General features: G+C 66.3%; 25 protein-coding genes and 1 tRNA gene. 18 read left to right on the plus strand and 8 right to left on the minus strand.

Annotated features, from left to right (window positions below; translation table 11 throughout):
* Positions 1-34: 34 nt before the first annotated feature.
* Entirely contained in the window at positions 35-1,477 is a 1,443-nt protein-coding gene (locus ACW5CM_RS14795; protein ID WP_439256298.1) for a DUF6421 family protein, read from the minus strand.
* A 72-nt stretch (positions 1,478-1,549) separates the two neighbouring features.
* Between ACW5CM_RS14795 and ACW5CM_RS14800 the strand changes: the two genes are divergently transcribed.
* Together ACW5CM_RS14800 and ACW5CM_RS14805 are read left to right on the plus strand one after the other, a co-directional pair.
* The gene (locus ACW5CM_RS14800) at positions 1,550-1,999 is read left to right on the plus strand and encodes an Lrp/AsnC family transcriptional regulator (protein WP_438255733.1); all 450 of its coding nucleotides are present in this window, start codon (positions 1,550-1,552) and stop codon (positions 1,997-1,999) included.
* Positions 2,000-2,043: 44 nt separating this feature from the next.
* Positions 2,044-3,240: an MFS transporter gene (locus ACW5CM_RS14805; protein ID WP_438255732.1), complete on the plus strand. Its 1,197-nt coding sequence runs from the start codon at positions 2,044-2,046 to the stop codon at positions 3,238-3,240.
* Here the strand turns inward: ACW5CM_RS14805 and ACW5CM_RS14810 are convergent, their stop codons facing one another.
* Positions 3,241-4,230 carry an ArsR/SmtB family transcription factor gene (locus ACW5CM_RS14810; protein WP_439256299.1) on the minus strand — a complete coding sequence of 330 codons (990 nt, stop codon included), beginning with the start codon at positions 4,228-4,230 and terminating at the stop codon, positions 3,241-3,243.
* Positions 4,231-4,313: 83 nt separating this feature from the next.
* On the opposite strand from ACW5CM_RS14810, the gene ACW5CM_RS14815 reads away from it, so the two are divergent.
* Both ACW5CM_RS14815 and ACW5CM_RS14820 read left to right on the plus strand, forming a co-directional pair.
* The gene (locus tag ACW5CM_RS14815; RefSeq protein WP_457125466.1) at positions 4,314-4,604 is read left to right on the plus strand and encodes a DUF4287 domain-containing protein; all 291 of its coding nucleotides are present in this window, start codon (positions 4,314-4,316) and stop codon (positions 4,602-4,604) included.
* A gap of 39 nt (positions 4,605-4,643) precedes the next feature.
* Complete coding sequence (locus ACW5CM_RS14820) at positions 4,644-5,612, plus strand: 1,4-dihydroxy-2-naphthoate polyprenyltransferase (RefSeq protein ID WP_438255730.1); 969 nt, start codon at positions 4,644-4,646, stop codon at positions 5,610-5,612.
* Between the two features lie 4 nt (positions 5,613-5,616).
* On the opposite strand, the gene ACW5CM_RS14825 is transcribed toward ACW5CM_RS14820, so the two are convergent.
* Complete coding sequence (locus ACW5CM_RS14825; RefSeq protein ID WP_457125467.1) at positions 5,617-5,940, minus strand: DUF4229 domain-containing protein; 324 nt, start codon at positions 5,938-5,940, stop codon at positions 5,617-5,619.
* Between the two features lie 139 nt (positions 5,941-6,079).
* Here ACW5CM_RS14825 and ACW5CM_RS14830 point away from each other — a divergent pair.
* A tRNA-Met gene (locus ACW5CM_RS14830) sits at positions 6,080-6,152 on the plus strand.
* A 60-nt stretch (positions 6,153-6,212) separates the two neighbouring features.
* Here the strand turns inward: ACW5CM_RS14830 and ACW5CM_RS14835 are convergent.
* From ACW5CM_RS14835 to ACW5CM_RS14845, 3 genes are all read right to left on the minus strand, one after another.
* Entirely contained in the window at positions 6,213-6,767 is a 555-nt protein-coding gene (locus ACW5CM_RS14835; protein WP_439256303.1) for an NADPH-dependent FMN reductase, read from the minus strand.
* 151 nt (positions 6,768-6,918) lie between these two features.
* Entirely contained in the window at positions 6,919-8,091 is a 1,173-nt protein-coding gene (locus tag ACW5CM_RS14840; protein WP_439256304.1) for an MFS transporter, read from the minus strand.
* On the minus strand, positions 8,088-8,429 hold the full coding sequence (locus ACW5CM_RS14845; RefSeq protein ID WP_439256305.1) for an ArsR/SmtB family transcription factor: 342 nt from the start codon (positions 8,427-8,429) through the stop codon (positions 8,088-8,090). Before ACW5CM_RS14845 ends, ACW5CM_RS14840 begins: the two co-directional genes overlap by 4 nt.
* Positions 8,430-8,514: 85 nt before the next feature.
* Here ACW5CM_RS14845 and ACW5CM_RS14850 point away from each other — a divergent pair, with 85 nt between their 5' ends.
* The 10 genes from ACW5CM_RS14850 to ACW5CM_RS14895 all read left to right on the plus strand — a co-directional run bounded on the left by ACW5CM_RS14850 (position 8,515) and on the right by ACW5CM_RS14895 (position 18,954).
* Positions 8,515-9,816 (plus strand): FAD-dependent oxidoreductase, encoded by a 1,302-nt coding sequence (locus tag ACW5CM_RS14850; RefSeq protein ID WP_457125468.1) that lies wholly within the window; start codon positions 8,515-8,517, stop codon positions 9,814-9,816.
* 81 nt (positions 9,817-9,897) lie between these two features.
* Positions 9,898-11,265 carry a TrkH family potassium uptake protein gene (locus ACW5CM_RS14855; protein WP_457125469.1) on the plus strand — a complete coding sequence of 456 codons (1,368 nt, stop codon included), beginning with the start codon at positions 9,898-9,900 and terminating at the stop codon, positions 11,263-11,265.
* A gap of 37 nt (positions 11,266-11,302) precedes the next feature.
* Positions 11,303-11,998: a potassium channel family protein gene (locus ACW5CM_RS14860; RefSeq protein ID WP_438255723.1), complete on the plus strand. Its 696-nt coding sequence runs from the start codon at positions 11,303-11,305 to the stop codon at positions 11,996-11,998.
* A gap of 97 nt (positions 11,999-12,095) precedes the next feature.
* On the plus strand, positions 12,096-13,400 hold the full coding sequence (gene nhaA / locus ACW5CM_RS14865; protein WP_457125470.1) for a Na+/H+ antiporter NhaA: 1,305 nt from the start codon (positions 12,096-12,098) through the stop codon (positions 13,398-13,400).
* A 106-nt stretch (positions 13,401-13,506) separates the two neighbouring features.
* A complete protein-coding gene (gene arsB, locus ACW5CM_RS14870; protein WP_438255721.1) occupies positions 13,507-14,616 on the plus strand; it encodes an ACR3 family arsenite efflux transporter in 1,110 nt (369 codons plus the stop codon).
* Entirely contained in the window at positions 14,613-15,614 is a 1,002-nt protein-coding gene (locus ACW5CM_RS14875; protein WP_457125471.1) for a metalloregulator ArsR/SmtB family transcription factor, read from the plus strand. Before arsB ends, ACW5CM_RS14875 begins: the two co-directional genes overlap by 4 nt.
* Positions 15,611-16,012: an arsenate reductase ArsC gene (locus tag ACW5CM_RS14880; protein WP_457125472.1), complete on the plus strand. Its 402-nt coding sequence runs from the start codon at positions 15,611-15,613 to the stop codon at positions 16,010-16,012. The genes ACW5CM_RS14875 and ACW5CM_RS14880 overlap by 4 nt, the downstream gene beginning before the upstream one ends.
* Positions 16,013-16,049: 37 nt before the next feature.
* A complete protein-coding gene (locus ACW5CM_RS14885) occupies positions 16,050-16,397 on the plus strand; it encodes a PLD nuclease N-terminal domain-containing protein (RefSeq protein ID WP_438255718.1) in 348 nt (115 codons plus the stop codon).
* Complete coding sequence (gene menD / locus ACW5CM_RS14890) at positions 16,394-18,064, plus strand: 2-succinyl-5-enolpyruvyl-6-hydroxy-3-cyclohexene-1-carboxylic-acid synthase (protein ID WP_457125473.1); 1,671 nt, start codon at positions 16,394-16,396, stop codon at positions 18,062-18,064. Before ACW5CM_RS14885 ends, menD begins: the two co-directional genes overlap by 4 nt.
* A gap of 35 nt (positions 18,065-18,099) precedes the next feature.
* Positions 18,100-18,954 carry a PPK2 family polyphosphate kinase gene (locus ACW5CM_RS14895; RefSeq protein ID WP_457125474.1) on the plus strand — a complete coding sequence of 285 codons (855 nt, stop codon included), beginning with the start codon at positions 18,100-18,102 and terminating at the stop codon, positions 18,952-18,954.
* Positions 18,955-19,092: 138 nt separating this feature from the next.
* Here the strand turns inward: ACW5CM_RS14895 and ACW5CM_RS14900 are convergent, their stop codons facing one another.
* A complete protein-coding gene (locus ACW5CM_RS14900; protein ID WP_457125517.1) occupies positions 19,093-20,367 on the minus strand; it encodes an isochorismate synthase in 1,275 nt (424 codons plus the stop codon).
* A gap of 164 nt (positions 20,368-20,531) precedes the next feature.
* Between ACW5CM_RS14900 and ubiE the strand changes: the two genes are divergently transcribed.
* Genes ubiE through ACW5CM_RS14915 form a run of 3 tightly spaced genes read left to right on the plus strand, consistent with a single transcriptional unit; the run spans position 20,532 to position 23,768 of the window.
* Positions 20,532-21,290 carry a bifunctional demethylmenaquinone methyltransferase/2-methoxy-6-polyprenyl-1,4-benzoquinol methylase UbiE gene (gene ubiE / locus ACW5CM_RS14905; RefSeq protein ID WP_438255715.1) on the plus strand — a complete coding sequence of 253 codons (759 nt, stop codon included), beginning with the start codon at positions 20,532-20,534 and terminating at the stop codon, positions 21,288-21,290.
* A gap of 5 nt (positions 21,291-21,295) precedes the next feature.
* Complete coding sequence (locus tag ACW5CM_RS14910; RefSeq protein ID WP_439256314.1) at positions 21,296-22,357, plus strand: polyprenyl synthetase family protein; 1,062 nt, start codon at positions 21,296-21,298, stop codon at positions 22,355-22,357.
* Between the two features lie 37 nt (positions 22,358-22,394).
* On the plus strand, positions 22,395-23,768 hold the full coding sequence (locus tag ACW5CM_RS14915; RefSeq protein ID WP_438255713.1) for an FAD-dependent oxidoreductase: 1,374 nt from the start codon (positions 22,395-22,397) through the stop codon (positions 23,766-23,768).
* Positions 23,769-23,947: 179 nt separating this feature from the next.
* Here ACW5CM_RS14915 and ACW5CM_RS14920 read toward each other — a convergent pair whose 3' ends face one another.
* On the minus strand, positions 23,948-24,367 hold the full coding sequence (locus ACW5CM_RS14920) for a hypothetical protein (protein WP_457125475.1): 420 nt from the start codon (positions 24,365-24,367) through the stop codon (positions 23,948-23,950).
* Positions 24,368-24,407: the final 40 nt, after the last annotated feature.

The raw sequence follows: 24,407 nt of genomic DNA on the forward strand, positions 1-24,407 counted from the left end.
AGCTGCACTTCTGCGAGAGGCGTGCGCGCCGCCCTCACTCATCGCCAGCCCGGATCCCCGCGGTCGACTCGATCACAGGCCGCATCTTCTTCTCCAGTGCCTCGAAGAACATCGACAGCGGGAACTCATCATCGAGCACCTCATCGGTGTATCCCTTCGGGGTCCCGGCGAGCACCTCGTCCGGCAGCCCACGAGCCCAGACGGATGCCGGGTTCGGCGTCAGCACGGAACGAACAAGTTCGTACGCCGCCAGCCAGTGCGCCTTCTTCGGTCGATCGATAGAGCGCCAGTACAGCTCATTCACCGCGTCGCTGAGCGCGATCACCGCATCCGGCACCGCATCCCAGTCGAACGTCAGCTGGGTGTCGGTCCAGTGCAGCACGCCGCGCTGGTGCAGCCAGGCGAACAGCAGCTGCCCGCCGAGCCCGTCGTAGTTGCGCACCCGGGATCCGGTGATCGCGAAGCGGAAGATCCGGTCGAAGATCACCGCGTACTGCACGAGGGAAGCGTGCTCGAGCATCTGTTGCTCGCTCGCCGAGAGCACATCCGACCCCTGAGCCTGTCGAAGGGTGAGGGCGTTCTCGATCGCCACGCTCTCGCGGAACGCGGTGAGGTCGCAGCGCAGCTCTTCGAGCGAGTACAGGAAGTACGGCATCCGCTGTTTGATCATGAATGGGTCAAACGGCAGGTCACCGCGCATATGCGTACGGTCGTGGATGATGTCCCACATCACGAACGTCGTTTCGGTGAGGTCCTGGTCATCCAGCATCCGCGCCGCGGCCTCGGGCAGGTCGAGCTTGGTGATCTCGGATGCTGCGCGCACCACTCGCCGGTAGCGGGCAGCTTCGCGGTCCTGGAAGATCGCGCCCCACGTGAACGTCGGGATCTCCCGCATCGCGACGGTCTCCGGAAAAAGTACGGCCGAGTTCGTGTCGTAGCCGGGGGTGAAGTCGATCAGTCGCAGCGAGACGAACAGCTTGTTGCCGTAGTCGCCGGCTTCGAGTTCAGCGATGAACTCTGGCCAGATCGTCTCCACGATGAGCGCTTCCACGAGCCGATCGGGCGAGCCGTTCTGCGTGTACATCGGGAACACGACCAGGTGCCGGATGCCGTCGACGCGGTGTTGCTGCGGTTGGAAGGCGACCAGCGAATCCAGGAAGTCCGGGATGCCGAAACCCTCCGCCGCCCACCGTTCGAAGTCGCGGATGGATGCTGCGAGGTATTCGGCATCGTGCGGGAACGCGGGAGTGAGGGCGCGGATGCTCGCCACGATCGCGGCGACGTGCTCTTCAGCCTCGGCTCCTGCTGCAGCATCCGGGATCGACCCGTCCTTGACCTGCAGTCGACGAATGGCGATGGCGGCATCCTTCAGCATCCGCCATGCGGCGCTCGACTCGGCCTGCGAGGCATCCTCGAGGCCCTCGCCCTTCGACAGGCGCAGGGACCGGGCGTCGGTTTGCGGGGGAGTGGTGGACATGAAGTCCTCCGATCCGGAGACGTGACGGAAATAATCCGGCGAATTGATACTTATGCCGATATTCTTCCATCTATGGAAGATGCTGTCGACCGTCAGATCATTGCCGAGATCTCTCGTGACGCCCGGGCGACGCTCGCGCAGCTGTCGGATGCTGTCGGCCTGTCGAGCTCGGCGGTGCAGTCGCGGCTGCGCCGACTCGAATCGCGCGGCGTCATCGCCGGGTACCGACCGATCCTCGACGCGGAAGCTCTCGGCAAACCGCTGTCGGCGTTCATCGAGATCACTCCGCTCGATCCTGCTCAACCCGACAATGCGCCGGAACTTCTCGAGCAGCGCGCCGAGATCGAGGCGTGCCATTCGATTGCCGGGAACGCGAGCTACATGCTGTTCGTGCGGGTGGCCTCACCGCGGGCGTTGGAGCAGCTGGTCAACGACATCCGATCGATCGCCAACGTGAGCACGCGCACGACCGTGGTGCTGCAGACGTACTACGAGAACCGGCCGATCAGCGTCGAGGAGTAGCGGCCTCTTAGAGCATGTACGCTCGTACATGCTCTGAGAGGACCATGATTAACAGCATCCGTCTGCGCCAGCTCGCGCTTGCCGCACTCTTTCTCGTTCCCGGCATCGGAATTGCCTCGTGGGTCACGCGCACCCCGGACATCCGCGACCTGCTTGGCGCATCGACACTCGAGATGGGTCTCGTGCTGTTCGGTCTCTCGGTCGGCTCGATGCTGGGCATCCTCGTATCCGGACCTCTCGTTGCGCGCTTCGGGGCACGGCCGGTGATCGCCGCCGGAGCCATCGGCGTTGTCATCAGCATGCCGACGATCGGAGTTGGAGCCGGTCTGGGTGAGCCTTTCGTGGCTGCCGCAGGACTGTTCCTGTTCGGCGCGGGCATGGGCGGCGGAGAAGTTGCCCTCAACGTCGAAGGTGCCGACGTCGAACGAGTGACGGGCCGATCCTTCCTGCCGCAGTTGCACGGATACTTCAGCCTCGGCACCGTCATTGGCGCGGTGCTGGGCATCTTCGCCACAGCATCCGCTTTCCCCGTCTCGCTGCACCTCACCTTCGTCGGCGTGGCCGCGCTTGCCGCGGTGATCTTCTCGGTGCCGCGGATCCCGTCCGGAACCGGGCGCGTCGAGCGCGCAGCATCCGGCACTCCGCGGCGATCGAACGCCCATCTCTGGCGTGACCCGACGCTACTGCTGATCGGCGTGATCATCCTGGCGATGGCGCTCGCCGAGGGGACGGCGAACGACTGGCTGCCGCTGGTGATGGTTGACGGTCATGGGTTCGACGCGGCATCGGGGTCGGCGATCTACGCAGTTTTCGCTGCGGCGATGACGACCGGACGGTTCATCGGTGGCTGGTTCATCAACCGGTTCGGGCGGGCCACGGTGCTCTGCGCGAGTGGCGTGTTCGCCACGATCGGGCTGGCGGTCATCATCTTCGTCGACGGCCAGGTGGCAGCGACGGCGGCAGTTCTGCTGTGGGGTCTGGGCGCATCGCTCGGGTTCCCGGTGGCGATCTCCGCTGCTGGAGACTCCGGCTCGGACTCCGCCGCCCGGGTATCGCTGGTTGCAACCCTCGGCTATGTCGCGTTCCTCGTCGGCCCGCCCGCGCTCGGCTTCGTCGGTGACGAGTTTGGTCTGCGCGCCGCGCTGATCATTCCGCTCGTTCTTGTTGCGGTGGCCGCCGTGGCCGCCGTCGGCTATGGCCGCCGCCTGCGCGCCGAGGTCGACGTCGAGCGAGTCGCGTAGTCACAGCGTCTGGCCGATCATCGCCTCGCCGAGCGGTGTGCGCGAGTGCAGCATCCGATTGCCGGAGCGTTCGCTGGCGATGAGCCCGGAAGCGCGCAGGACGGCAAGATGATGCGATGCCGTCGAGGCGGCGATCGCGGTGTCGACGGCGACCTGAGAGGTCGTGCGCGCTATGTCGGCCGCGAGGAGGATCTCGGCGCGTGCGGGGCCAAGCAACGCTCGTAATGCCGCGGCAGTGGATGCGGCATCGCGGGCCCACTCCGCGGTGACGCCGCGAGCCGGATAGAACAGCGTCGGCTGCGCGGGAGGTTCGGTGAGCACCAGGCATCCCCACGACGACATGACCGAGGGGACGAGTACGAGTCCGCTGCCGCGGCAGTCGACCTGCTCGCGGTGCTTGCGCAACTCGACCCGTACCGAGCCATCGCCCCAGCTGATCTTCGGGTGCAGCCCCGCGGCCATGCTCGCGAGCCCGTCGGTGCTGATCGTGCGCGAGCGCACGGCGATGTCGGCGCGCAGGATGCGCTCCAGCTGCGGCCACACCGGCGCGAGCGCGGCATCCCACATGATCATCCACGCATCGGCGATTTGTGTGCGAGCGGCTTCGGGGTTCGCGCGCATTTCGCGCAGGCGCTGCTGTCGCTCGCCCGAGGATCGCGCGATCATCTTGTCGAGGTCGACGCGCATCGGGGCAAGGGGAGTATCTCTCAGCGCCGCCGCCTCAGCCGTGGGCGTCAGATCCCAGCGCGGTGCGGTGGTCAGGAAGTCCGGCAGATAGCCGTCGATGCCGATCGCGGTGGCCAGCAGGGCGAAAGGCTCGCGGGGGAATCGGTCGCGAGCATCCCGCAGCCATCCCCATTGCAGTGGATGCTGCGCGGGGCGCAGCAGGATGCGCACCGCATGCGCGAGCTCATGGCCCGGCGAGATGCCGAAGCGCACGGCCTGGATGTCGCCGGGGCTGAGATGGAAGTCCACGAAGTTTCGATCCACATCGAAACTCTAGGAGTCGCGCCGCGAAGTGTCGAGAGTGGGTGCATATCCACCGATTGACCGCCGCACCCGAAGGAGCACCCATGTCATTCCAGGCGTACCTCGACGCCGTCGAGACCAAGACCGGACTCACACCTCGTCAGCTCGTCGACCTCGCCCGCGAGAAGGGCTTCGATGAGACCACCAAGGCCGGGCCCATCCTCGAATGGCTGAAGACCGACTACGACCTCGGGCGCGGCCACGGCATGGCCATGGTGCACGTGATCACCAAGGGTCCGCAGATCAGCACGAAGCACGTCGGCTCCGGCGGCACGCATGCGGATGCCACCGAAACGCTCTGGCTCGACGGCAAGGCCAGCAACCCGACCCCGTGACTCAGCGGCTCATGGATGCTGCCAGTAGGCTTGCCTTCCGTGGCAGCATCCTCAAAACGCAAGTCGTCGGCCCCGAAGCGGAAGCCGGTGCGCACCAGCGGAAACCCGGCCAAGCGCCCGATCGTGGAGGCGCCGCCGATCACGGCGCGCGACTGGATCGGCGCTGCGCGCCTGCGCACACTGCCGCTCGCGATCGCGCCGGTCATCATCGGCACGGGTGCCGCGCAACTCGTCGACCAGAATCTACACTGGGTCATTGCCCTCGCCTGCCTCGTGGTCGCGGTGCTGCTGCAGATCGGCGTGAATTTCACGAACGATTACAGCGACGGCATCCGCGGTACTGACGCGCACCGGGTGGGGCCTGCGCGCCTCACTGCCTCGGGCCGCGTCAACCCGCGAACGGTGCTGAATATCGGTCTGGTCTTCTTCGCGCTCGCCGCTCTCGTGGGCCTTTTGATCGTCATCCGCACCGGCCAGTGGTGGATGCTGGCAGTCGGCGCCGCCTGCATTGTCGCAGCGTGGTTCTACACCGGCGGAAAGCGACCCTACGGCTACTTCGGCCTCGGCGAAGTCTTCGTCTTCGTCTTCTTCGGACTGGTCGCAACGCTCGGGACAACCTGGGTGCAGGCGTTCCAGCTGCCGCAGGAGGCATGGCTGGGAGCCGTGGCCGTCGGACTCTTCGCCTGCGGCGTGCTGCTGGCCAACAACCTGCGCGACATCGATCAGGATCGCGCGGTGGGCAAGCGCACGCTGACCGTGCTGATCGGGCGTCGCGCGACGCAGGTCGTTTACACCGTGTTCCTGGTGGTGCCGTTCCTGCTGTCGAGTTTCATCGCGCTGCTGTATCCAATCGCGTGGCTCACGCTGATGGCGCTGCTGGCTGGCATCCCGGCGATCGTCATCGTATGGATGCACCGGCAGGCGCGCGAGCTGGTCGTCGCTCTCGGACTGACCTCGCTCACGGCGATCATCTACGCCGGCGCGCTGTACTGGGCGTTCGTCGGCTGAGGACCTAGTTCGGGTTCGGCGTGCTGTCTGCTGAGTCGTTGCCCGCATCGTCGATCGCGGCATCCTCGGCGTCAGCATCCTGTGCGGCGGCGTTGCGCTTGCCGGTTGCTTCGCGCGCTTCGCGGCGCTCGTACATCACCGAGGATGCACCGGAGAGCGGCGCGCGCAGGAACAGGATCGAGATGCTCATGCCGATCAGCGCGGCGAAGATCGCCGTCAGCCACCACAGCTCGCGCATGATCGGGAAGAAGAACCACATGATCGCCAGCGGTACGAGGAACGCGAGCAGTCGCAGCACGGAGTAGACGAGGATCGGCGGCAACTTCATGCTTCCAGTCTAAGTGCGTCCCGCTGGGTGAACGGCAGGTGGGCACCGCGTGAAATCTGCCGTCACCGGCAGACGCACTCGGCAATATCGTGACCGAACCCTGGCCAGAAGCATCCCCGACAGGTAACGTCGAAGACACCGCGACGGTCCGGGTGGTCCCGGGCTCCAGCTCATACCTGGGGGTGTAGCGGGTTCGAATCCCGCCGTCGCGTCTACGTGAAAAGCCCCGCCAGTCCCTGAAATATCAGGGCTGGCGGGGCTTTCTCTTCGCCTTATGCGGAGACGGCCTCGGCGGGAACCAGCGACAGCTCGTCGAGGATCGACTGCAGCGAGTCGGTGAGTTCGGCGGGGGCCGTGAGCTTGCCGTCGGCGTCGAGCAGCGTCCACGGGTTCTGCACCTGCAGATCGGCGGAGGTGCGCTCCAGGCCGAGGTTGCGCAGTACGAAGTCGAGCTGGCCGATCATCCGGCTCTCCGGGTACGCGCCGTAGGCGAGAACGCCGGCGCGCTTGCCCTGCCACTCAGCGAGCAGGTAGTCCACGGCGTTCTTCAGCACACCGGGGTACGAGCCGTTGTACTCGGGGCTGACGAAGAGGAAGGCGTCTGCGGCGGCGACGCGCTCGGCCCACGCCAGCGTGTGCGGCAGTTCGTACTTGCCCATCATCGGCGCGTGCGCCTCGTCGAAGAACGGCAGAGCGATCTCCTGCAGATCAGCGACGTCGACGGTCAGGTCTGCGCGCTCCTTCGCCGTGTCGATCGCCCAGTTAGCGACGGTGTGGCCGATGCGGGCTTGGCGGGTGCTGGCGACGATGACCATGAGATTGGGCACGAATGACTCCTGAGAAATTGGGATGCGAGGAAAACGCCGCGTCCTCGCGGACTGCGGCGTCGACGGTGATCAACGGCTGCCGCGGCTCGGATATTCCCGATGCGCGTGAATATATTTCATTACAACGGCCAGGAGTAGGAATCGGCCGGTGTCAGGAGAATCGGGACAGGGCGAGTGAGAGCGCGGCCAGCACGACGGCGATCAGCGCCATGACCGAATAGGAGCCGGTCGCGGTGGCCAGCAGTGGTCCGAGGGCAGGCCCGATCGCGCCGACGAGAGTTATTGGAGCAGCGAAGACGCCGTTGATGGCGCCGTAGCTGTGGATGCCCCAGCGATCTGCGACGGCCGACCCCTGCACAAGGGTCTGTGCGCCTCGCACAGCTCCCGCGGCGATGCCGATGCAGATCAGCAGCCACGGTGGCCCGGGGACGAGTGCGAGAAGGGCGAGGAACACGATGCTGAGCGCGGCTGTGGCCGCCAGCGGGATCCACGGCGCCGCGGTGCGCGGGATCGCCACGTAGAGCAGTCGTCCGATGACCTGTCCTGCCCCGAGAAGTCCGAGCGCCCACGCGGCGAGCTCGTAACTCATCCCCTTCTCCGTGAACAGCGGGATGACGGACAGCGTGACGCTGAACAGGGCTGCCGCCAGCGCGAGCATCGACAGCAGCAGCATCCAGAATCGACGTGTGCGCACGACCGTGCTGACCGTGTGCGCCGGTAGATCGGGGTCGTGAGGCGCGGGTGTCCAAACGCGTTCGAGGCTGAACCAGTGCAGGGGCGCGGTGGTGACCAGCAGAATGCCAGCGAGGAGGAGAAAAGTCGTGCGCCAGTCGGTGACCGTCAGCAGCCCCGCCACGACCGGTGCGAACACCGTCGAAGCGAGCCCGCCGGCCAGCGTCAGTATGGTCATCGCGCCACGGCGGCGCGCCCCGTACCGACGGGCGATGACCGTGAAAGCCGCCTGATAGAGCACGGCGGATTGCGCGATGCCGGCGATGACCCATCCGAGCGTGAATACCGACAGGTCGGGAGCGAGTGCAACGATGACGAGGCCGACCGGACCCAGGACGCTGCCGACGGTCATGATGAGCCGGGGCCCGCGCGCATCGAGCCAGTGTCCGACGAGCACTCCGGCGCCGGCAGAGGCGATGAGGCCGCACGAGAACGACAGGGTGATGAGAGCGATCGGCCAGCCTGTCTCGTCCGCTATCGCCGGGGAAGCGACGATGAGGGCGTAGAACAGGATGCCCCAACTGATGACCTGCCCCGTCGAGAGCGCGGCCAATCGTCCGCCCTGGCGAGGCGGGGCGGACGTCGCGGTCATACCGAACGGAGGGCGTCGGCGGCCGCGTCGAGCGCGCCGTCGTTGAGTGCGAAGTACGCCCACTTGCCTCGCTGCTCCCGTGAGACCAGCCCGGCATCGGTGAGCAGCTTCATGTGATGCGAGACCGTGCCCTGAGAGAGACCGACCGGTTCGGTGAGGTCGCAGATGCATGCCTCCCCGTCGGTGCCGGCAGCGATGAGCGACAGCAGTTTGACGCGGGTGGGGTCGCCGAGGGCTTTGAAAACCCGCGCGATGCGTTCGGTGTCCTCAGCGGTGAGTGAGGACGTGATGGGTGGCACGCAGCAGGCTGTTGCATCGGTGGTCGTCGGCAGGCTCACAGCCACAGTCTGGCACGTATTGACATTCTTCGATAGGTGCGTGAGAGTTTTCATATCGAAGAACGTCGATTTGAGGAGACCTGTGATGACCGAGCTTCCCGTCATCGTCGTCGGAGCGGGGCCGCAGGGTCTTGCCGCCGCGGCGCACCTTGCTGAGCGAGGTATCGAGGTGGTCGTCCTCGAGCGCGGTGATGGTGCCGCCGCCGCGGTATCGGACTGGGGGCACGTGCGGCTCTTCTCGGCGTGGCCGGAGCTGACCGATGCGGCCTCGCGTCGTCTTCTCGCGTCGACAGAGTGGAACGCGCCGACGTCGGGCTACCCGACCGGAGCGGAGTGGGTGAGCGGGTACCTTGCACCGCTCGCCGCAGCGCTGGGTGAGCGGGTGCAGTACGCCACCACGGTGACAGGCATCTCGCGTCAGGGGCGCGACAAGAGCGTCGACGGTGGGCGGGAGAGCCAGCCGTTCGTTGTGCACACGCGCGATCAGGACGGCAACGAGTCCCGCCTGCACGCTCGTGCGGTCATTGATGCCAGCGGCACCTGGGGGCGACCGAATCCGGCGGGAGCGGACGGTCTGCCCGCTCTCGGCGAAATCGCCGCTTCGGAATCGATCTCCTATCGAATCCCTGACGACGTCGCCGGGTTCGCCGGCGGGCACATCGTGGTCGTCGGTGCCGGGCATTCCGCGACCCACGCCGTGCTGCGACTGAGTGAATTGGCGCGCCGTTCACCCGGAACTCGTGTGACCTGGGTGTTGCGTCGGGGGAGCGCCGCGAATGTTTTCGGCGGCGGAGCGGGCGATGAGCTTCCGGAGCGGGCGGCACTCGGCGCGCGCGCTCGCGCGGCGATCGATCGGGGACTGGTGACTCTAATGACCGGGTTCCGCATCGCGGAGTTCCGTGAGGTCGGCGATCGGCTCACCGTCTTTGCCGAGAATGGCAGCCAGATCGACGGCGTCGACCACGTATTCGCCGTGACCGGGTTCCGACCCGATACCGAGATGCTGCGGGAGCTGCGCATTGACCTTGACCCCGCACTGGAGGCCGTCGCCGGTATCGCCGCGGAGATCGATCCGAACATCCACTCCTGCGGTTCTGTCTCGGCGACGGGTGCCGCTCAGCTCACTCAGCCGGAGCAGGACTTCTTCATCGTCGGAGCGAAATCCTACGGACGTGCACCGACCTTCCTCGCGTTGACCGGCTACGAGCAGGTGCGCAGCGTCACCGCACGCCTCGCCGGTGACCATGAGGCCGCGGCACGCAACGAACTCGTCCTGCCTGACACGGGGGTGTGTGGCGGTTCCGGTGACTTCGACGACGACGCTGGAAGCTGCTGCGCCGCGCCAGCGGTGCTGCAGATCGGAGCCCGCCCGGTCGCGGTGAGCTGAGAAGTAGCTCCGCGCGAGGCGCTGACACGGCACACGCACAGGGGTGCGAGAAGCCCACGCTGAGGAGTAGTGTTCTTCTTCGTGTCGTCTTACCGCACAGCCAAACGTGGGGGTTTCGCCAAGCGGCGGGGCCTGGCACCTGCGCAGGTCATCGTGTCCGGATTCACTGCAGCGATCCTTGCCGGGACCGTACTGTTGATGCTGCCGTTCTCGTCCGCCGATGGCCGGTGGACGGGCTTCGTCGACGCGTTGTTCACTGCGACATCGGCGGTGTGCGTTACCGGCTTGGTCGTCGTCGACACGGCGGTGTACTGGAGTCCTTTCGGCAAGGTCGTGATCCTGGCGCTCATCCAACTCGGCGGCCTGGGCATCATGCTGTTCGCCGCTCTGGTGGGACTCGTTCTCGCACGCAAGCTCAGCGTGAAGTCCCGTGTGCTCGCCAGCACCGAGACGAAGACTCCCGGCGTCGGGGACATGAAGCGAGTCGCGACCGGCATCGTGATCACGACGCTGGTGATCGAGGCGGTGGTCGCGCTCCTGCTGTTTGCGCGGTTCGCCACGGCGTACGGCTACGACGTCGGCCGGGCAGCGTGGCATGCGCTGTTTCACGCGGTGTCGGCCTTCAACAACGCTGGCTTCGCGCTGTACACCGACAGCCTGATGGGCTTCGTCTCGGACCCCTGGATCTGCCTGCCGATTTGCGGTGCGATCATTCTGGGCGGACTGGGGTTCCCGGTGCTGCGTCAATTGCGACGGGAGTTCCAGCGGCCGCTGCACTGGTCGATGAACACCCGAATCGTGCTCGCGATGACCGCCGTGCTGCTGGTTGCAGGAACCGTATTCGTGCTGTTCATGGAGTGGGACAACCCCGGCACGTTCGGTGAGCTCCCGATCGGGACACGCATCCTCGCCGGGTTCGTGCACTCGGTCCAATCGCGCACGGCCGGTTTCAACTCGGTCGATGTTTCGCTCATGAATGACGAAACCTGGTTGGGCACCGACGTGCTGATGTTCATCGGTGGCGGACCTGCAGGTACAGCCGGCGGTATCAAGGTCACCACTTTCGCGGTGTTGTTCTTCATCATGTGGACGGAGCTGCGCGGTGGCGCCGCCGTGAACATCTTCGGCAAGCGCCTTTCGCGCGCCGTGCACCGCCAGGCGATCACCGTCGTGATCATCGCCCTCGGCGCCGTCATGGCCGCGGTCATCGCCATCCTCGCGATGACCGATTTCGACCTCGACCGTGTGCTCTTCGAGGTGGTTTCGGCCTTCGGAACCGTCGGGCTGTCGACGGGGATCACCGCGAGTCTTCCGCCGGCAGCGCAGATCATTCTCGTCTTGCTCATGTTCCTCGGACGTCTCGGACCGCTCACCCTCGGCTCCGCCCTCGCCCTGCGAGAGCGACCGACGGCTTACGAGTTGCCCAAGGAACGCCCAGCCATCGGCTGATGGCATGCGGGCACGACAACCAGTGAAAGGACACATGATGGGAAAGTTCCTCTCTTTCGGCCAGGATGCGAAGCGGATCGCCGAGGCCGACTCCGTCGCCGTCATCGGGCTGGGCCGATTCGGAACGGCGCTCGCTCTGGAACTGATGGCCTCCGGAACCGAAGTGCTCGGCATCGACGATGATGAGGCCCGTGTGCAGTCGTTGAACGGTGAGCTCACCCAGGTCGTCCGCGCCGATTCGACCAGGCTCGAGGTCCTGGAGCAATTGGCAGTCGGTGAGTTCGATCGGGTCGTCGTTGCCATCGGGAGCGACATCACGGCTTCCATCCTCACTGCCTCGTTGCTGCTGAAGCTTAATGTTCCGGTGATCTGGGCCAAGGCTGTTGACGAGCAACACGGCGCGGTGCTGGAGCAGCTGGGAGTGCACCGGGTCATCTACCCCGACAAGGACATGGGGCGCCGCGTCGCGCATCTGGTGCGCGGCGCAGCGGCTGACTATCTGGAGATCGACAAGGGCTACGCGATCGTCAAGTCTGTTGCTCCGCGGTACCTGCATGGGATCACGTTGGCGGACGGTGCAGTGCGCAGTGCTCACGGCGTCACCATCGCCGCGTACCGTCCGGTTCTGGGCGACTGGCGGAACGCGCAGGCCGATACCGTTCTTCACGAAGGGGACTCCGTGCTCGTGGTCGGTCCGACGACGAGCGTCGAGAAGTTCGCTCAGTTGCGCTGACGCGGGAGGGGCGCCCCACGGCATCCTCGGATAAGCTGGATGCTGGAGTGTCGGGAAGCCTGGTCGACGAATTCTGTCGTCGACCAGAAAGGCGCTCATGTCGCCCAAGCCCTCCCGCATCGCTCGCGTCCGTAGTCTCTTTCCCTCATCCTCGCGCGCGGAATCGCTGCGCGTGGGGGAGATTCTTCGCAAAGAGACCGTCGGCGGCATCCTGCTGGTCACGCTCGCCGCCATCGCCATCATCTGGGCCAACTCACCATGGGCGGATTCCTACTTCGCGCTGCGCGACTTCGAGGTCGGCTACGAGCCGTGGCATCTTCGGCTCTCGCTCGGTGCCTGGGCAGCCGACGGGCTGCTGGCGATCTTCTTTTTCCTCGTCGGACTGGAATTGAAGCGGGAATTTGTCGCCGGTGATCTGCGAAAGCCCAGCACAGCGATCGTGCCGATCGTCGCCGCGATCGGAGGCGTTGCGGTTCCCGCGGTCATCTACGCCATCGTCGTCGCGGGCGCGCCAGGCATGGTGCAGGGGTGGGCGATTCCGACCGCCACGGACATCGCGTTCGCGGTTGCGGTGCTGGCTATCATCGGCTCACACCTGCCCAGCGCGTTGCGGATCTTTCTGCTCACCTTGGCGGTCGTCGATGATCTGATCGCCATCGGCATCATTGCGATCTTCTACACCGAGACGATCGATCTGATCCCGCTGGTGTTCTCCCTCGTCGCCATCGCCGTCTACGGCGTGATCGCCCAGTTGGGTCGCCGGTTCTTCCATCTGCGCGCGGGGGCCGCCTGGCTGGTGCTGCTGCCGATCGGAGTCGCGGCCTGGGCGTTGCTGCACGCATCCGGCATCCACGCGACCATCGCCGGGGTGCTCCTCGGGTTCACCATCCCCGTTCTGCACAAGAAGACGGCCCGTGCTGCGGACGCTGGCCCGGGCCTCGCGGAGGTCTTCGAGCACCGATTCCGGCCGATCTCGGCCGGGGTGGCCGTGCCGGTGTTCGCCTTCTTCTCGGCGGGCGTCGCCATCGGCGGTGTCGACGGATTCATCTCTGCCTTCGAAGACCCGGTGGTGATCGGGATCATGCTCGGACTTCTCCTCGGCAAGCCCATCGGCATCACTCTGGCGACATGGCTGGTGACTCGCATCCGTCGGGTCACGCTCGATCCGTCGCTGCGTTGGATCGACCTCACAGGTGTGGGGCTGCTCGCCGGTATCGGGTTCACCGTGTCGCTCCTGGTCGCTGAGCTCAGCTTCTCCAGCGGCAGCGAACACCACGACCACGCGAAGGTGGCGATCCTGACCGCATCGGTCGCCGCCGCCCTGCTTGCATCGATCGTGCTCGGCATCCGCAACCGTCGCTATCGACAGCGTGCGAACGCGAACGACGGCGAGTTCGTATAACGCTGGCTCGCGGGTTACGAGTCGGTGAACTCTCGTCCGTTCGAGTTGCGGGCAATATCGATGGATGTCAATATAGACGCATGTCGATACAGTCCGTGTGCAGCGCATGAGTGACGCAACCCTCCCGGCGCCTCCGGCGACGCGTCGCCTGTCAACCCTTGACCGGTGGCTGCCATTGTGGATCGGGCTCGCCATGGTGGGGGGACTCCTGCTCGGGCGCTTCGTCCCCGGCGTCTCGCCCCTGCTCGCCCAGCTCGAGATCGGTGGCATCTCCGTCCCGATCGCGCTCGGGCTTCTGGTGATGATGTATCCAGTGCTCGCGAAGGTCCGCTACGACAAAGTCGCCGCCATCGCCGGCGACAAGAAGCTGCTCATCTCGTCGCTGGTGCTGAACTGGCTCATCGGCCCCGCGCTCATGTTCGCCCTCGCCTGGGCGTTCCTGCCGGATCTGCCCGAGTACCGCACGGGGCTCATCATCGTCGGTCTTGCTCGGTGCATCGCGATGGTCGTGATCTGGAACGATCTCGCCTGCGGCGACCGGGAAGCCGCAGCCGTCCTCATCGCGATCAACTCGATCTTCCAGGTCGTGGCGTTCTCGCTGCTCGGCTGGTTCTACCTCACTGTGCTCCCTGGATGGCTCGGACTCGACACCCAGGGAGTGGATTTCTCCGTCGGCGCGATCGCGCTCAACGTGCTGATCTTCCTCGGTGTGCCGCTGCTGGCCGGGTTCGCATCCCGCTTCATCGGGGAACGCCGTAAGGGGCGCGACTGGTACGAGGAGCAGTTCCTGCCGCGCATCGGCCCGTGGGCGCTGTACGGTCTGCTGTTCACGATCGTGCTGCTGTTCGCATTGCAGGGAGAGCAGGTCACCTCCCGGCCCCTCGATGTGGCCCGGATCGCACTGCCGCTGCTGGCGTACTTCGCGGTGATGTGGTTCATCGGCCTCTTCACCGGCAAGACGCTCGGCCTCGGCTACGCACGCTCGACGACTCTGGCCTTTACCGCAGCTGGAAACAACTTCGAGCTCGCGATCGCCGTCGCCATCGGTACCTTCGGCGCGGCATCCGGCCAGGCGCTCGCCGGTGTTGTGGGGCCGCTCATTGAGGTACCGGTGCTGGTCGGACTCGTCTATGTCTCACTCTGGGCGGCCCGGCGCTGGTTCCACACCGATCCGTACACCTCCGAGACACAGAGCGCTGAAAGGATGCCCTCGTGAATGTCACTGTGACCACGGACGATACCTGCAGCCCGGTGGCCACGCACGCGATCGGCCAGGATGCTGCCTCCTCGGTGGCCGCCACCCTCAAAGCGCTCGCCGATCCGCTGCGTCTGCGGATGCTCTCCGCGATCGCCTCCGACCCCCGCGGCGAGTCGTGCGTGTGCGACCTCGCCGAACTCGCGGACGTCTCACAGCCGACGGTGTCGCATCACCTCAGGGTGCTCAAAGACGTCGATGTGCTGACGTCACAGCGCCGCGGTACCTGGGTCTGGTACTCAATCAATCCGAACCGTCGCCGCGCCGTCACGACCCTGTTGGATTCGTTCGCGCCGGCCACGGTCGCCGCGTCCTGGTCAGATGGTTCGGCAGAGGATGCGCGGCATCCCGATCTTGATACTCGTGTCACCCATCTCGCGGACGAGCTCGCTGCGGAGATCTCCGATCTCGACCGGGCCGTCGTGCTGACCATCGTTCGCGAGTCGTACACCGCGCTGGCCCGCACGGCCCGTGTGACATCGGCGCTGATCCCGCTGACGGAGAGGTTCGCCCGCCAGCGGTTGAGCGATCTCACCCGCGACCGTGATTCCGCTGTCCCGCAGGTGCTGTTCGTCTGCGTCGCCAATGCCGGCCGCTCCCAGCTCGCCGCCGCGCTCGTGAACCAGATCGCCGACGGCAAGGTCGTGGCACGCTCCGCAGGCTCGAGCCCCGCCGACAGCATCCACGCGCACGTGCGCTCGCTGCTCGCAGAGATCGAAGGCGACGGCGCCGTTGAGCGATTCCCGAAGCCGCTGACCGATGACGCCGTGCGCGCCGCCGATGTTGTCATCACCATGGGCTGCGGCGACGTCTGCCCGATCATCCCGGGCATCCGCTACGACGACTGGGCCGTCGGCGACCCTGCCCTCGCCTCCCGCGAAGGTGTCGAAGCCATCCGCGATGACATCGCCGCCCGCGTTCGCACCCTTGTCAACGAACTACTCGAGGAGACCCCATGACCGACACCAAGCCTTCCGTCCTGTTCGTCTGCGTGCACAACGCGGGTCGATCTCAGATGGCCGCGGGTTTCCTCCGCGAGATCGCCGGCGACCGCATCGAGGTGCGTTCGGCCGGCTCCATGCCCGCGGATCAGATCAACCCGATCGCCGTCGACGCGATGGCCGAACTTGGGATCGACATCACCGCCGAATCCCCGAAGGTGCTCACCACCGAAGCGGTGCAGGCATCCGACGTCGTCATCACGATGGGCTGCGGCGACGCGTGCCCGATCTTCCCTGGCAAGCGCTACGAGGACTGGGAACTCGAGGACCCGGCAGGCCAGGGCATCGATTCCGTGCGTCCGATCCGCGATGACATCCGGGCGCGCATCGAAGAGCTGGTGGCGGAGCTGGTCTGAGCAGTCCGCGCATAGATAACCCGCCTAGACTGGGCTCGTGGCAAGAGTACTGATCGTAGGCGGCTTCCTGGCTCTCATCTTCTGGGTGTTCAGCATCGTCGACTGCGCGGTTCAACCGGCAACCAGGCACCGCGGAGTGCCCAAGGGCACCTGGATTGTGATCGTCGTGCTGATTCCCGTGCTCGGCGGGATCCTCTGGTTCGCACTCGGACGTCGAAACCGCAGCGATCAGCAGCAGACACGCAGCATGGCCCCGGATGACAACCCGGACTTCCTGCGCACCCTCGGCAAGAACGAGCAGGACGAGCGCATCCGCCGCCTCGAAGAAGAGCTCGCGCGCCTCGACGACGAAACAGACGGGCCCGCCCCGGACACACGTCCATGACGGCATCGCCGGCAATGGATGCTGCGGCATCTCTGCTCGCAGAACTTGTCGAGCACGGCATCCGTGACGTGGTGATCTCACCGGGGTCTCGTTCGCAGGCGCTCGCGCTCGCCGCCACCCACCTCGCGCGTGAGGGCGCGTTGCGCGTGCATGTGCGCATCGACGAACGCGTTGCCGGTTTCACTGCTCTCGGCCTTGCCCGCGAGACGCGTGTGCCGGCCGTGGTCATCTGCACCTCCGGCACGGCTGCGGCGAACCTGCTGCCCGCGGCGATGGAGGCCTTCCACTCCGGCGTTCCGCTGCTGCTACTCACCGCCGACCGTCCGCCCGAATTGCGCGGCGTCGGCGCGAATCAGGCGACCACTCAGCCCGGCCTTTTCGCGCCGTGGGTGCGCTTCGCCGAGGATGCTCCGGTTCCCGGTGATGGCTCGTGGACGGGCCTGGGTGTCCAGGCGGTTCGCGCCGCGATGGGGGCGGATGCCGCGCCCGGCGCACTCGCCGGCATCGCCGGACCCGTGCACCTGAATCTGCCCTCGCGGGAGCCGCTTTCGGGTGCGCTTCCGGCGGGATTCGCGCTTTCGAGCGGGACGGTACCGACACCGGATGCCGGTGAGCCGCTCGTTCTGGAACGGGGCCCGCGCACCGTCGTGATCGCCGGCGCGGATGCGGGAGCGGCCGCAGAAGAGGTTTCACATGCGGGCACCTGGCCGCTGATCGCAGAGATCGTCAGCGGCTCGCGGTTCGGCCGTCACGTTGTGCACGGCTACCGGGAACTGCTGCGGGAAGCTGCGCTCGGCGGACGGATCGAACGCGCTGTTGTGTTCGGGCATCCGACGCTCAGCCGAGAAGTTGCGGCGCTCCTCAGTCGTGACGATGTCGAGGTGATCGCGGTGCGATCCGGTGGCGAGGCGCTGAATCTGAACGGGCGGACGGTGGCTGCGGCATCCGTTCGTGTCGCCCCGGGGGAGTCTGACCGGGCGTGGATGGGGGAGTGGATGCGGGCATCCGCAGCATCCCTCGTCGATCTGAGCGAGTCGGCACCCGACCAGGACGCGCTCAACTCGAAGGATTTCGCGACCCGCCGCGATGCCGTGCGCGCCGAGCTCGACGCGGTGCGCCGGCCGCTCGATCGCGAACTGCTCGCGGATGCCGTGTGGCGGGCGACCTGGCCGCACGATCGGCTGATGTTCGGGTCGTCGCGCATCGTTCGTGTGGCCGATTCGGTGCTGGCCGGCAAGAAGGTCCCGGTGCACGCGAATCGCGGCTTGGCCGGAATCGACGGCACGATCGCGACGGCAATGGGAATCGCTCTGGCGAGTCAAGCCGAGGGATCGCCCGGCGTCACCCGCGTTCTGCTGGGGGATCTGGCGCTGCTGCACGATGTCGGGGCGATGCTGCTGCCGCCGGATGAGCCGGAGCCGCGCCTGCAGGTCATCGTCGGAAACGACGGCGGCGGCACGATCTTCGACTCGCTCGAAGTCTCCTCTTCCGCGCCGCGCGAGGATCTTGACCGTGCCTTCTATACGCCGCACACGACACGGCTTGAGCAGTTGGCGCTCGCCTACGGCTGGGAGTACCAGCGGATCACGACCCGCACGGCCCTTGACCAGGCGCTGACATCTCCGGTTGCCGGTCGGCAGTTGATCGAAGTTCCGCTGCCGCGTTAAAGTTCTGCCGGCGTCGCATGCGGCAGGATGGGCGCATGGCGAAACGCGGCTGGACAGGCGAAGCATCCGACATTCTGCGCGTGGGGGAGGGCTTCCGGCTGGCGGACGTCGACCCCGACGCTCACCCGGGGTATGAAGGCGACAAGAAATCTGGCGCCGAGGACCTCGCTGTCGGCATCGAGGCGTTGGGTGAGCTGCAGGAGCGGCTTTTTGCCGCGAGCCGCGCGGGTGTGGCCACGGATGCTGTGCTGCTCGTGCTGCAAGCGATGGATACCGCAGGCAAGGGTGGTGTGGTTCGGCACGTTGTTGGCGGCGTGGATCCGCAGGGTGTGGAGCTGGCCGCGTTTAAGGCGCCGACGGCGGAAGAGCTCGAGCATGACTTTCTCTGGCGCATCGAGAAGCGGCTGCCCGAGCCCGGTTTCATCGGTGTCTTCGACCGCTCGCACTACGAGGATGTGCTGATCGGCAAGGTGCGCTCGCTCGCATCTGCGGACGAGATCGAGCGGCGGTATGACGCGATCAATGCGTTCGAGGCTCAGGTTGCGGCATCCGGTGTCCGCATCATCAAGGTCATGCTGCACATCTCGCCCGACGAGCAGAAGCAACGGCTGACGGAGCGGCTCGACCGGCCCGACAAATACTGGAAGTACAACCCGAGCGACGTCGACGAGCGGCTGGTCTGGCCGGAGTACATGGATGCTTATCAGGCGGTGTTCGATCGGACGTCGACTGCCGTCGCACCCTGGTACGTCGTGCCCGCGAATCACAAATGGTACGCGCGGCTGGCCGTGCAGGAGCTGTTGCTCACGGCGATGGAAGACATCGATCCGCAGTGGCCTGCGGCCGATTTCGACGTCGAGGCCGAGAAGAAGCGGCTCGCTGCGAGCTGAGGTGCCGGCCGGCCGTCGCGCATAACTCCTGAAGAACACGGCCGGTGTGGCCGGAATCGCTCGGTTTCCGGTGGATCAGCAGAAGTTTTCAGGAGTTGCGCGCGCGGGGCAGCGGGGCGGCGGCTGGATTTGGGCGGTCTAGGCCAGAGCATCCACCAGCGGGCGGAACTTCACCCGTGTCTCGAGCAACTCGGTCTCGGGATCGCTGGCCGCCACGATACCCGCGCCGGCGTACGCGGTGACGGCGATGGCGTCGGAAGACGTCGCGCTTGCGCGCACGGGATCTGTCTCGAACTGGGCGCAGCGCAGTGCGATCGCCCACTCGCCGTTGCCGTTGCTGTCGATCCAGCCGACGGGGCCGGCGTAGCGGCCGCGGTCGAAGGGTTCGATCTCGCGGATGGCAGCGACAGCGGCATCGGTCGGGGTGCCGGCGACGGCGGCAGTCGGGTGCAGCGCCCCGACGAGGTCCAGCGCCGAGCTGCCGTCGGAGAGTTCACCCTCGACGTCGGTCGCGAGATGGAACAGGTTCGGCAGCTTCAGCAGGAACGGCTGCTCGCTCGAGGCCATCGCCCGCACGTGCGGACGCAGGGACGTCAGCAGGCTCTGCACCGCGTACTGGTGCTCGTCGAGGTCTTTGGTGCTGGAGGCCAGGTGTGCGGAGGCTTCGACGTCCTCATCAGCGTCGGCTCCTCGGCCGATGGTGCCCGCCAGCACGCGCGCGGTGATGGTGCCGTCATCCACGGTGACGAGGGTCTCGGGGCTTGCGCCGATCAGTCCGTCGACGGCGAAGGTCCAGGTGTCGGGGTATCCGGTCGAAAGCGCTCGCACGAGCCGGCGCAGGTCGGATCCTGCCGGGATGGTGCCGGCCAGGTCACGAGCGAGAACGACCTTGCTGACCTCGCCGGCGCCGATGCGGCCGAGAGCGGCGTGCACCGAAGCCTGGTATCCCTCCGGCGTCTGCGCGCCGGGGCCGAGTGTGCCCGCCCAGTGCGGACCGTACGGCAACGATTCGAGGGTGGCATCCGGCTGGTCCTGGGGGAGGTCTTGCCCTGCCAGCGCGATGCGGGTGATCCAGCCGCGTCCCTGGTGCTTGCCGAGAATGATCGACGGCACGATCAGCACGCTGTCGGCGACCGAGCCCTCATCGAACGTCAGCGCACCGAACCCGACCAGGCCGGTGCCGGGCAGGTTCACGGAGTCGTCGATGTCGGCGGCATCCGATAGCGCTCGCCATTCCTCCGCGATGAGCGCGCTGCGCATGGACCCGGACCCTGCCGGAACGCGGATGAACGCAGGCATGCCGTCGCCGACCGCGACGATGCCGTCGCCGCGGCGCAACCACGCGAGGGGAGTGGTGGGGTGCCCATAAGCCAGCAGATCCTCGACCGGGTCGATCTCGCGGGTCTCTACGATCAGTCGCACCTTCCCAGGATAGCGAGTGGCCGCGCGTGGCTCGGTTTTCGCGGTTTTTCGAGCCACGCGCGCCCACTCGCAACGGGCGGGGACTGGCGGCAACGGGCGGGAACCAGCGGGGGAGGGAAGGGACAAGGGGTGGACCCCGCGCTTAGACTTGAAGGGTGACCTCCAATCGCGCCGACCTCGGCAAGAACCCCCAGCGCGTCAGCGGAATGTTCGACCAGGTGGCGGCCGGATACGACCGCACGAACACCGTCATGACGTTCGGCAATGACGCCTTCTGGCGTGCGGCGACGACACGTGCGGTCGCCCCCCAGCGCGGCGAGCGGATTCTCGATTTGGCCGCGGGCACAGCTTCCTCCTCCGCATCGCTGGCCGGCAGCGGAGCCGACATCGTCGCGGCCGATTTCTCGCCCGGGATGCTGGCCGAAGGCAAGCGCCGCCACGGCCACCTCGCGAACCTCTCCTTCGTCGAAGCGGATGCCACGAACCTGCCGTTCGCCGACAACGAGTTTGATGCGGTCACGATGTCGTACGGCCTGCGCAATGTGCAGCAGCCGAAAAAGGCGCTGGCCGAGCTGTTCCGGGTGACCAAACCCGGCGGACGCCTCGTCATCAACGAGTTCTCCACCCCGCCCGGCAAGCTGTTCCGCGGCCTGTACCGCTTCTACAACGCCCAGATCCTGCCGCGCGTGGCGCGCGTCGCCGGAACCAACAGCGACGCCTACGACTACCTCAACGAGTCGATCCGCGACTGGCCAGACCAGAAGCAGCTGTCGGCGTGGATCCGCGAGGCCGGATGGACGAACGTCGCCTACCGAAACCTGTCGATGGGCATCGTCGCACTGCACCGTGCTGAGAAACCGCGTGTTGGAAAGCCGCGCGCGGAAAAACCGATGGCACAGCCAGCGGTAGGGTAGAACCCGTGACTTCGAGCCCTGCCGCCCCGGGTTCGCGACTCGCGAACCGGCTCGGCTTCAGCGACCGTGTTTTCATCGGCCGCGCCGCCCGCCGCGTCGCCGACGAGATCGAAAAGGGTCTCGACCTGGTCGAGAACGGCCTGGCTGTAGACCTCCGCGTCGCCGATTCGATTGCGGATGCCGCGAGCCGCTACCTGTACGAGGCCGGGGGCAAACGCATCCGCCCCGTGCTGACGCTGCTGACCGCGCAGCTCGGTGATGGAAACATCCCGGCGGTCATCGATATCGCCAAGGCGCTGGAGATGACTCACCTCGGTTCGCTCTACCACGACGATGTCATGGACGGCGCCGACCGCCGCCGCGGGGTGCCCGCAGCACACGCCGTGTGGGGCAACAATGTCGCGATTCTCACCGGCGACATCCTCTTCTCCCGTGCCAGCCAGCTCATGTCGCGCTACGGCGACCGCGCGATCCGCCTGCAGGCCGACACCTTCGAGCGTCTCGTCCTGGGGCAGCTGCACGAGACGGTTGGGGCCCAGCCCGGCGATGACCCGATCGAGTTCTATATTCAGGTGCTCGCCGACAAGACCGGCTCACTGATCGCCGCCGCGACGCAGGGCGGGGCGATCTTCTCGAATGCTCCGGCCGAGTACGAAGAGCCGCTGCGCGTTTACGGCGAAAAGGTCGGTGTCGCCTTCCAGTTACTGGATGACGTGATCGACCTGTCGGCGAAGCCGGAGGAGACCGGCAAGGTTCCCGGCACTGATCTGCGCGCCGGCGTGCCGACGATGCCGTATCTGCTGTTGAAGAACGAGTCGGATGCCGCGGCTGCTGAGCTCGCCGCACGCATCGACGACGGGGTAGCGGCGATCGCCGAAGGCGGGGATCCTGCGATCCTCGATGAGCCGTTGGCCGAGCTGCGCGACCACGCCGTGACTGGGCAGACGATGGAGCTCGCGCGCCAGTGGACGCGCGACGCCATTGATGCTCTGAAGCCGTTGCCCAAGGGGCCGGTGCTTGAGGCGCTCACCCGCTTCGCAGAATCTCTCGCTGACCGCAGCAGCTGATCGAACTCTCATCGCTGCAGCATCCGAAAGGACACTCATGACCAAGCTGAATTTGGCCATCGTCGGGGCCGGCCCCGCGGGCATTTACGCTGCTGACATCCTGCTGAAAACCGAGCGCCCGTTCGAGGTGTCGATCGATCTTTTCGAGCAGCTTCCGGCACCCTATGGTCTGGTTCGGTACGGCGTCGCCCCCGATCACCCGCGCATCAAGGGCGTGATCAATGCGCTGCGTGATGTGCTCGACCGCGGTGACATTCGCATCTTCGGCAATGTGCGCTTCGGCGAGGACATCACCCTCGACGACCTCAAGAAGCACTACAACGCGGTGATCTTCGCCACCGGAGCGGTGCGCGACACGAAGCTCGATATTCCCGGCGCCGATGCTGAGGGCTCGTTCGGCGCGGCTGATTTCGTCAGCTGGTTCGATGGGCACCCGGACGTACCGCGGGAGTGGCCGCTGGATTCGGAGTCGGTCGCGGTGCTCGGAAACGGCAACGTCGCACTCGACGTGGCACGGATGCTGGCCAAGCACGCCGAAGACCTGCTGCCGACCGAGATTCCAGACAACGTTCATGCCGGACTTGCGGCTTCGCCGGTCACCGATGTGCACATCTTCGGTCGCCGCGGACCGGCGCAGGTGAAGTTCACCCCGCTCGAGCTGCGTGAACTCGGCGATCTGCGTGATGTCGACATGGTCGTGTACGACGAAGACTTCGATTACGACGAGGCCTCGCTGAACGCGATCGCCAGCAACAAGCAGGTCAAGGTGATCGACCGCGTGCTGCAGTCGTGGCGTCAGCTGCCCTCGGCGAACAACGCGGGCGGCACAGCATCCCGTCGCCTTCATTTGCACTTCTGGGCCAAGCCCGTCGAGATCAAGAAGGATGCCGACGGCAAGGTCGCCGCGATCGTGTACGAGCGCACGCGTCCGGACGGCTCGGGCGGGATCGTGAGCACCGGTGAGCTGCGCGAGGTGGCGATCGGTCAGCTGTACCGCGCGGTCGGATACTTCGGTTCGCCGCTGAAGGACGTTCCCTTCGACAAGCGTCATGGTGTGATCCCGAACCACGAGGGGCAGGTGCTCGCGAAGGATTCGAACGAGCGCGTGCCCGGCGTGTACGCGACCGGCTGGATCAAGCGCGGACCGGTCGGCCTGATCGGCCACACGAAGTCTGATGCCATGGAGACCGTGCAGCATCTGGTCAACGATCAGGGTTCGTGGTGGCATCCGGAGAACAGCGCCGAAGAGGCGATTCCTGCACTGCTCGCGGAACGCGGCGTGAAGTGGACCGATCTTGACGGCTGGCACCGGCTCGACCAGCACGAGCTCGCACTGGGTGAGCCGCACGAGCGTGTGCGCATCAAGGTCGTCCCGCGCGACGAGATGGTGCGGATTTCACGCGGGGAGTGAGTTTCGCCCTGCATCTCCACCCGGCGGCCTCCGCCCGACGGCGTCCACCTGACGGCCTCCACCTGGCGGCCTTCCGGCACACTTGCAGTGCCATCGAACGGATGCAGGGCGACACGCCGTAGTTTCGCCCTGCATCCGTGCATCCGCACTGCAACTGTGCCGGGGCAACAGGCGCTGACTCAGTGAGTGGGCTTGGTCACTTCCACCGTGAAGGTGACGGAGTCGCCACTGGAGGAGTTGTCGAGGGTGACGTCGGTTTCGCCGACGCTCAGTCCCTCGATGCCGGGGTTCGTTGTGAAGTCGCCGTTGTCGTCGCCTGGGGTGAACTTCGCGATCGCCGGGTCCGAGAGCTTGGCGCTCCAATCTGCGAAGGTCTCGTCGTCACCCGTCAGGTCGATGACGTTGCCTTCCGCAACCTGCACCGTGGTTCCATCGATCTCGTTGATGTCGGCCATGACGGGGGCGATCACATGCGTGCCGGTTTCGCCGCCATCGACGGCGCCGTCGTCTGAGCTGGCGCATCCGGCGAGCGTGAACGCGGCGCCAATGACGGCGATTCCGATGACTGTACGAATCGCGAAACTGCGAACCTGCGACATGGACGAACCCCTCCGGTTGTGATGCGCCCAGCATAGGGCT

This window comes from Microbacterium wangyouchuni (assembly GCF_054072595.1).

What these genes read in the sequence shown, in the direction of transcription:
- ACW5CM_RS14800 (WP_438255733.1), top strand. Translation starts at nt 1,550, where the DNA reads ATGGAAGATGCTGTCGACCGTCAGATCATTGCCGAGATCTCTCGTGAC.
- ACW5CM_RS14915 (WP_438255713.1), top strand. Translation starts at nt 22,395, where the DNA reads ATGACCAAGCTGAATTTGGCCATCGTCGGGGCCGGCCCCGCGGGCATT.
- ACW5CM_RS14920 (WP_457125475.1), bottom strand. Translation starts at nt 24,367, where the DNA reads ATGTCGCAGGTTCGCAGTTTCGCGATTCGTACAGTCATCGGAATCGCC.
- ACW5CM_RS14795 (WP_439256298.1), bottom strand. Translation starts at nt 1,477, where the DNA reads ATGTCCACCACTCCCCCGCAAACCGACGCCCGGTCCCTGCGCCTGTCG.
- arsB (WP_438255721.1), top strand. Translation starts at nt 13,507, where the DNA reads ATGAGTGACGCAACCCTCCCGGCGCCTCCGGCGACGCGTCGCCTGTCA.
- ACW5CM_RS14815 (WP_457125466.1), top strand. Translation starts at nt 4,314, where the DNA reads ATGTCATTCCAGGCGTACCTCGACGCCGTCGAGACCAAGACCGGACTC.
- nhaA (WP_457125470.1), top strand. Translation starts at nt 12,096, where the DNA reads ATGTCGCCCAAGCCCTCCCGCATCGCTCGCGTCCGTAGTCTCTTTCCC.
- ACW5CM_RS14860 (WP_438255723.1), top strand. Translation starts at nt 11,303, where the DNA reads ATGGGAAAGTTCCTCTCTTTCGGCCAGGATGCGAAGCGGATCGCCGAG.
- menD (WP_457125473.1), top strand. Translation starts at nt 16,394, where the DNA reads ATGACGGCATCGCCGGCAATGGATGCTGCGGCATCTCTGCTCGCAGAA.
- ACW5CM_RS14895 (WP_457125474.1), top strand. Translation starts at nt 18,100, where the DNA reads ATGGCGAAACGCGGCTGGACAGGCGAAGCATCCGACATTCTGCGCGTG.
- ACW5CM_RS14880 (WP_457125472.1), top strand. Translation starts at nt 15,611, where the DNA reads ATGACCGACACCAAGCCTTCCGTCCTGTTCGTCTGCGTGCACAACGCG.
- ACW5CM_RS14825 (WP_457125467.1), bottom strand. Translation starts at nt 5,940, where the DNA reads ATGAAGTTGCCGCCGATCCTCGTCTACTCCGTGCTGCGACTGCTCGCG.
- ACW5CM_RS14805 (WP_438255732.1), top strand. Translation starts at nt 2,044, where the DNA reads ATGATTAACAGCATCCGTCTGCGCCAGCTCGCGCTTGCCGCACTCTTT.
- ACW5CM_RS14840 (WP_439256304.1), bottom strand. Translation starts at nt 8,091, where the DNA reads ATGACCGCGACGTCCGCCCCGCCTCGCCAGGGCGGACGATTGGCCGCG.
- ACW5CM_RS14850 (WP_457125468.1), top strand. Translation starts at nt 8,515, where the DNA reads ATGACCGAGCTTCCCGTCATCGTCGTCGGAGCGGGGCCGCAGGGTCTT.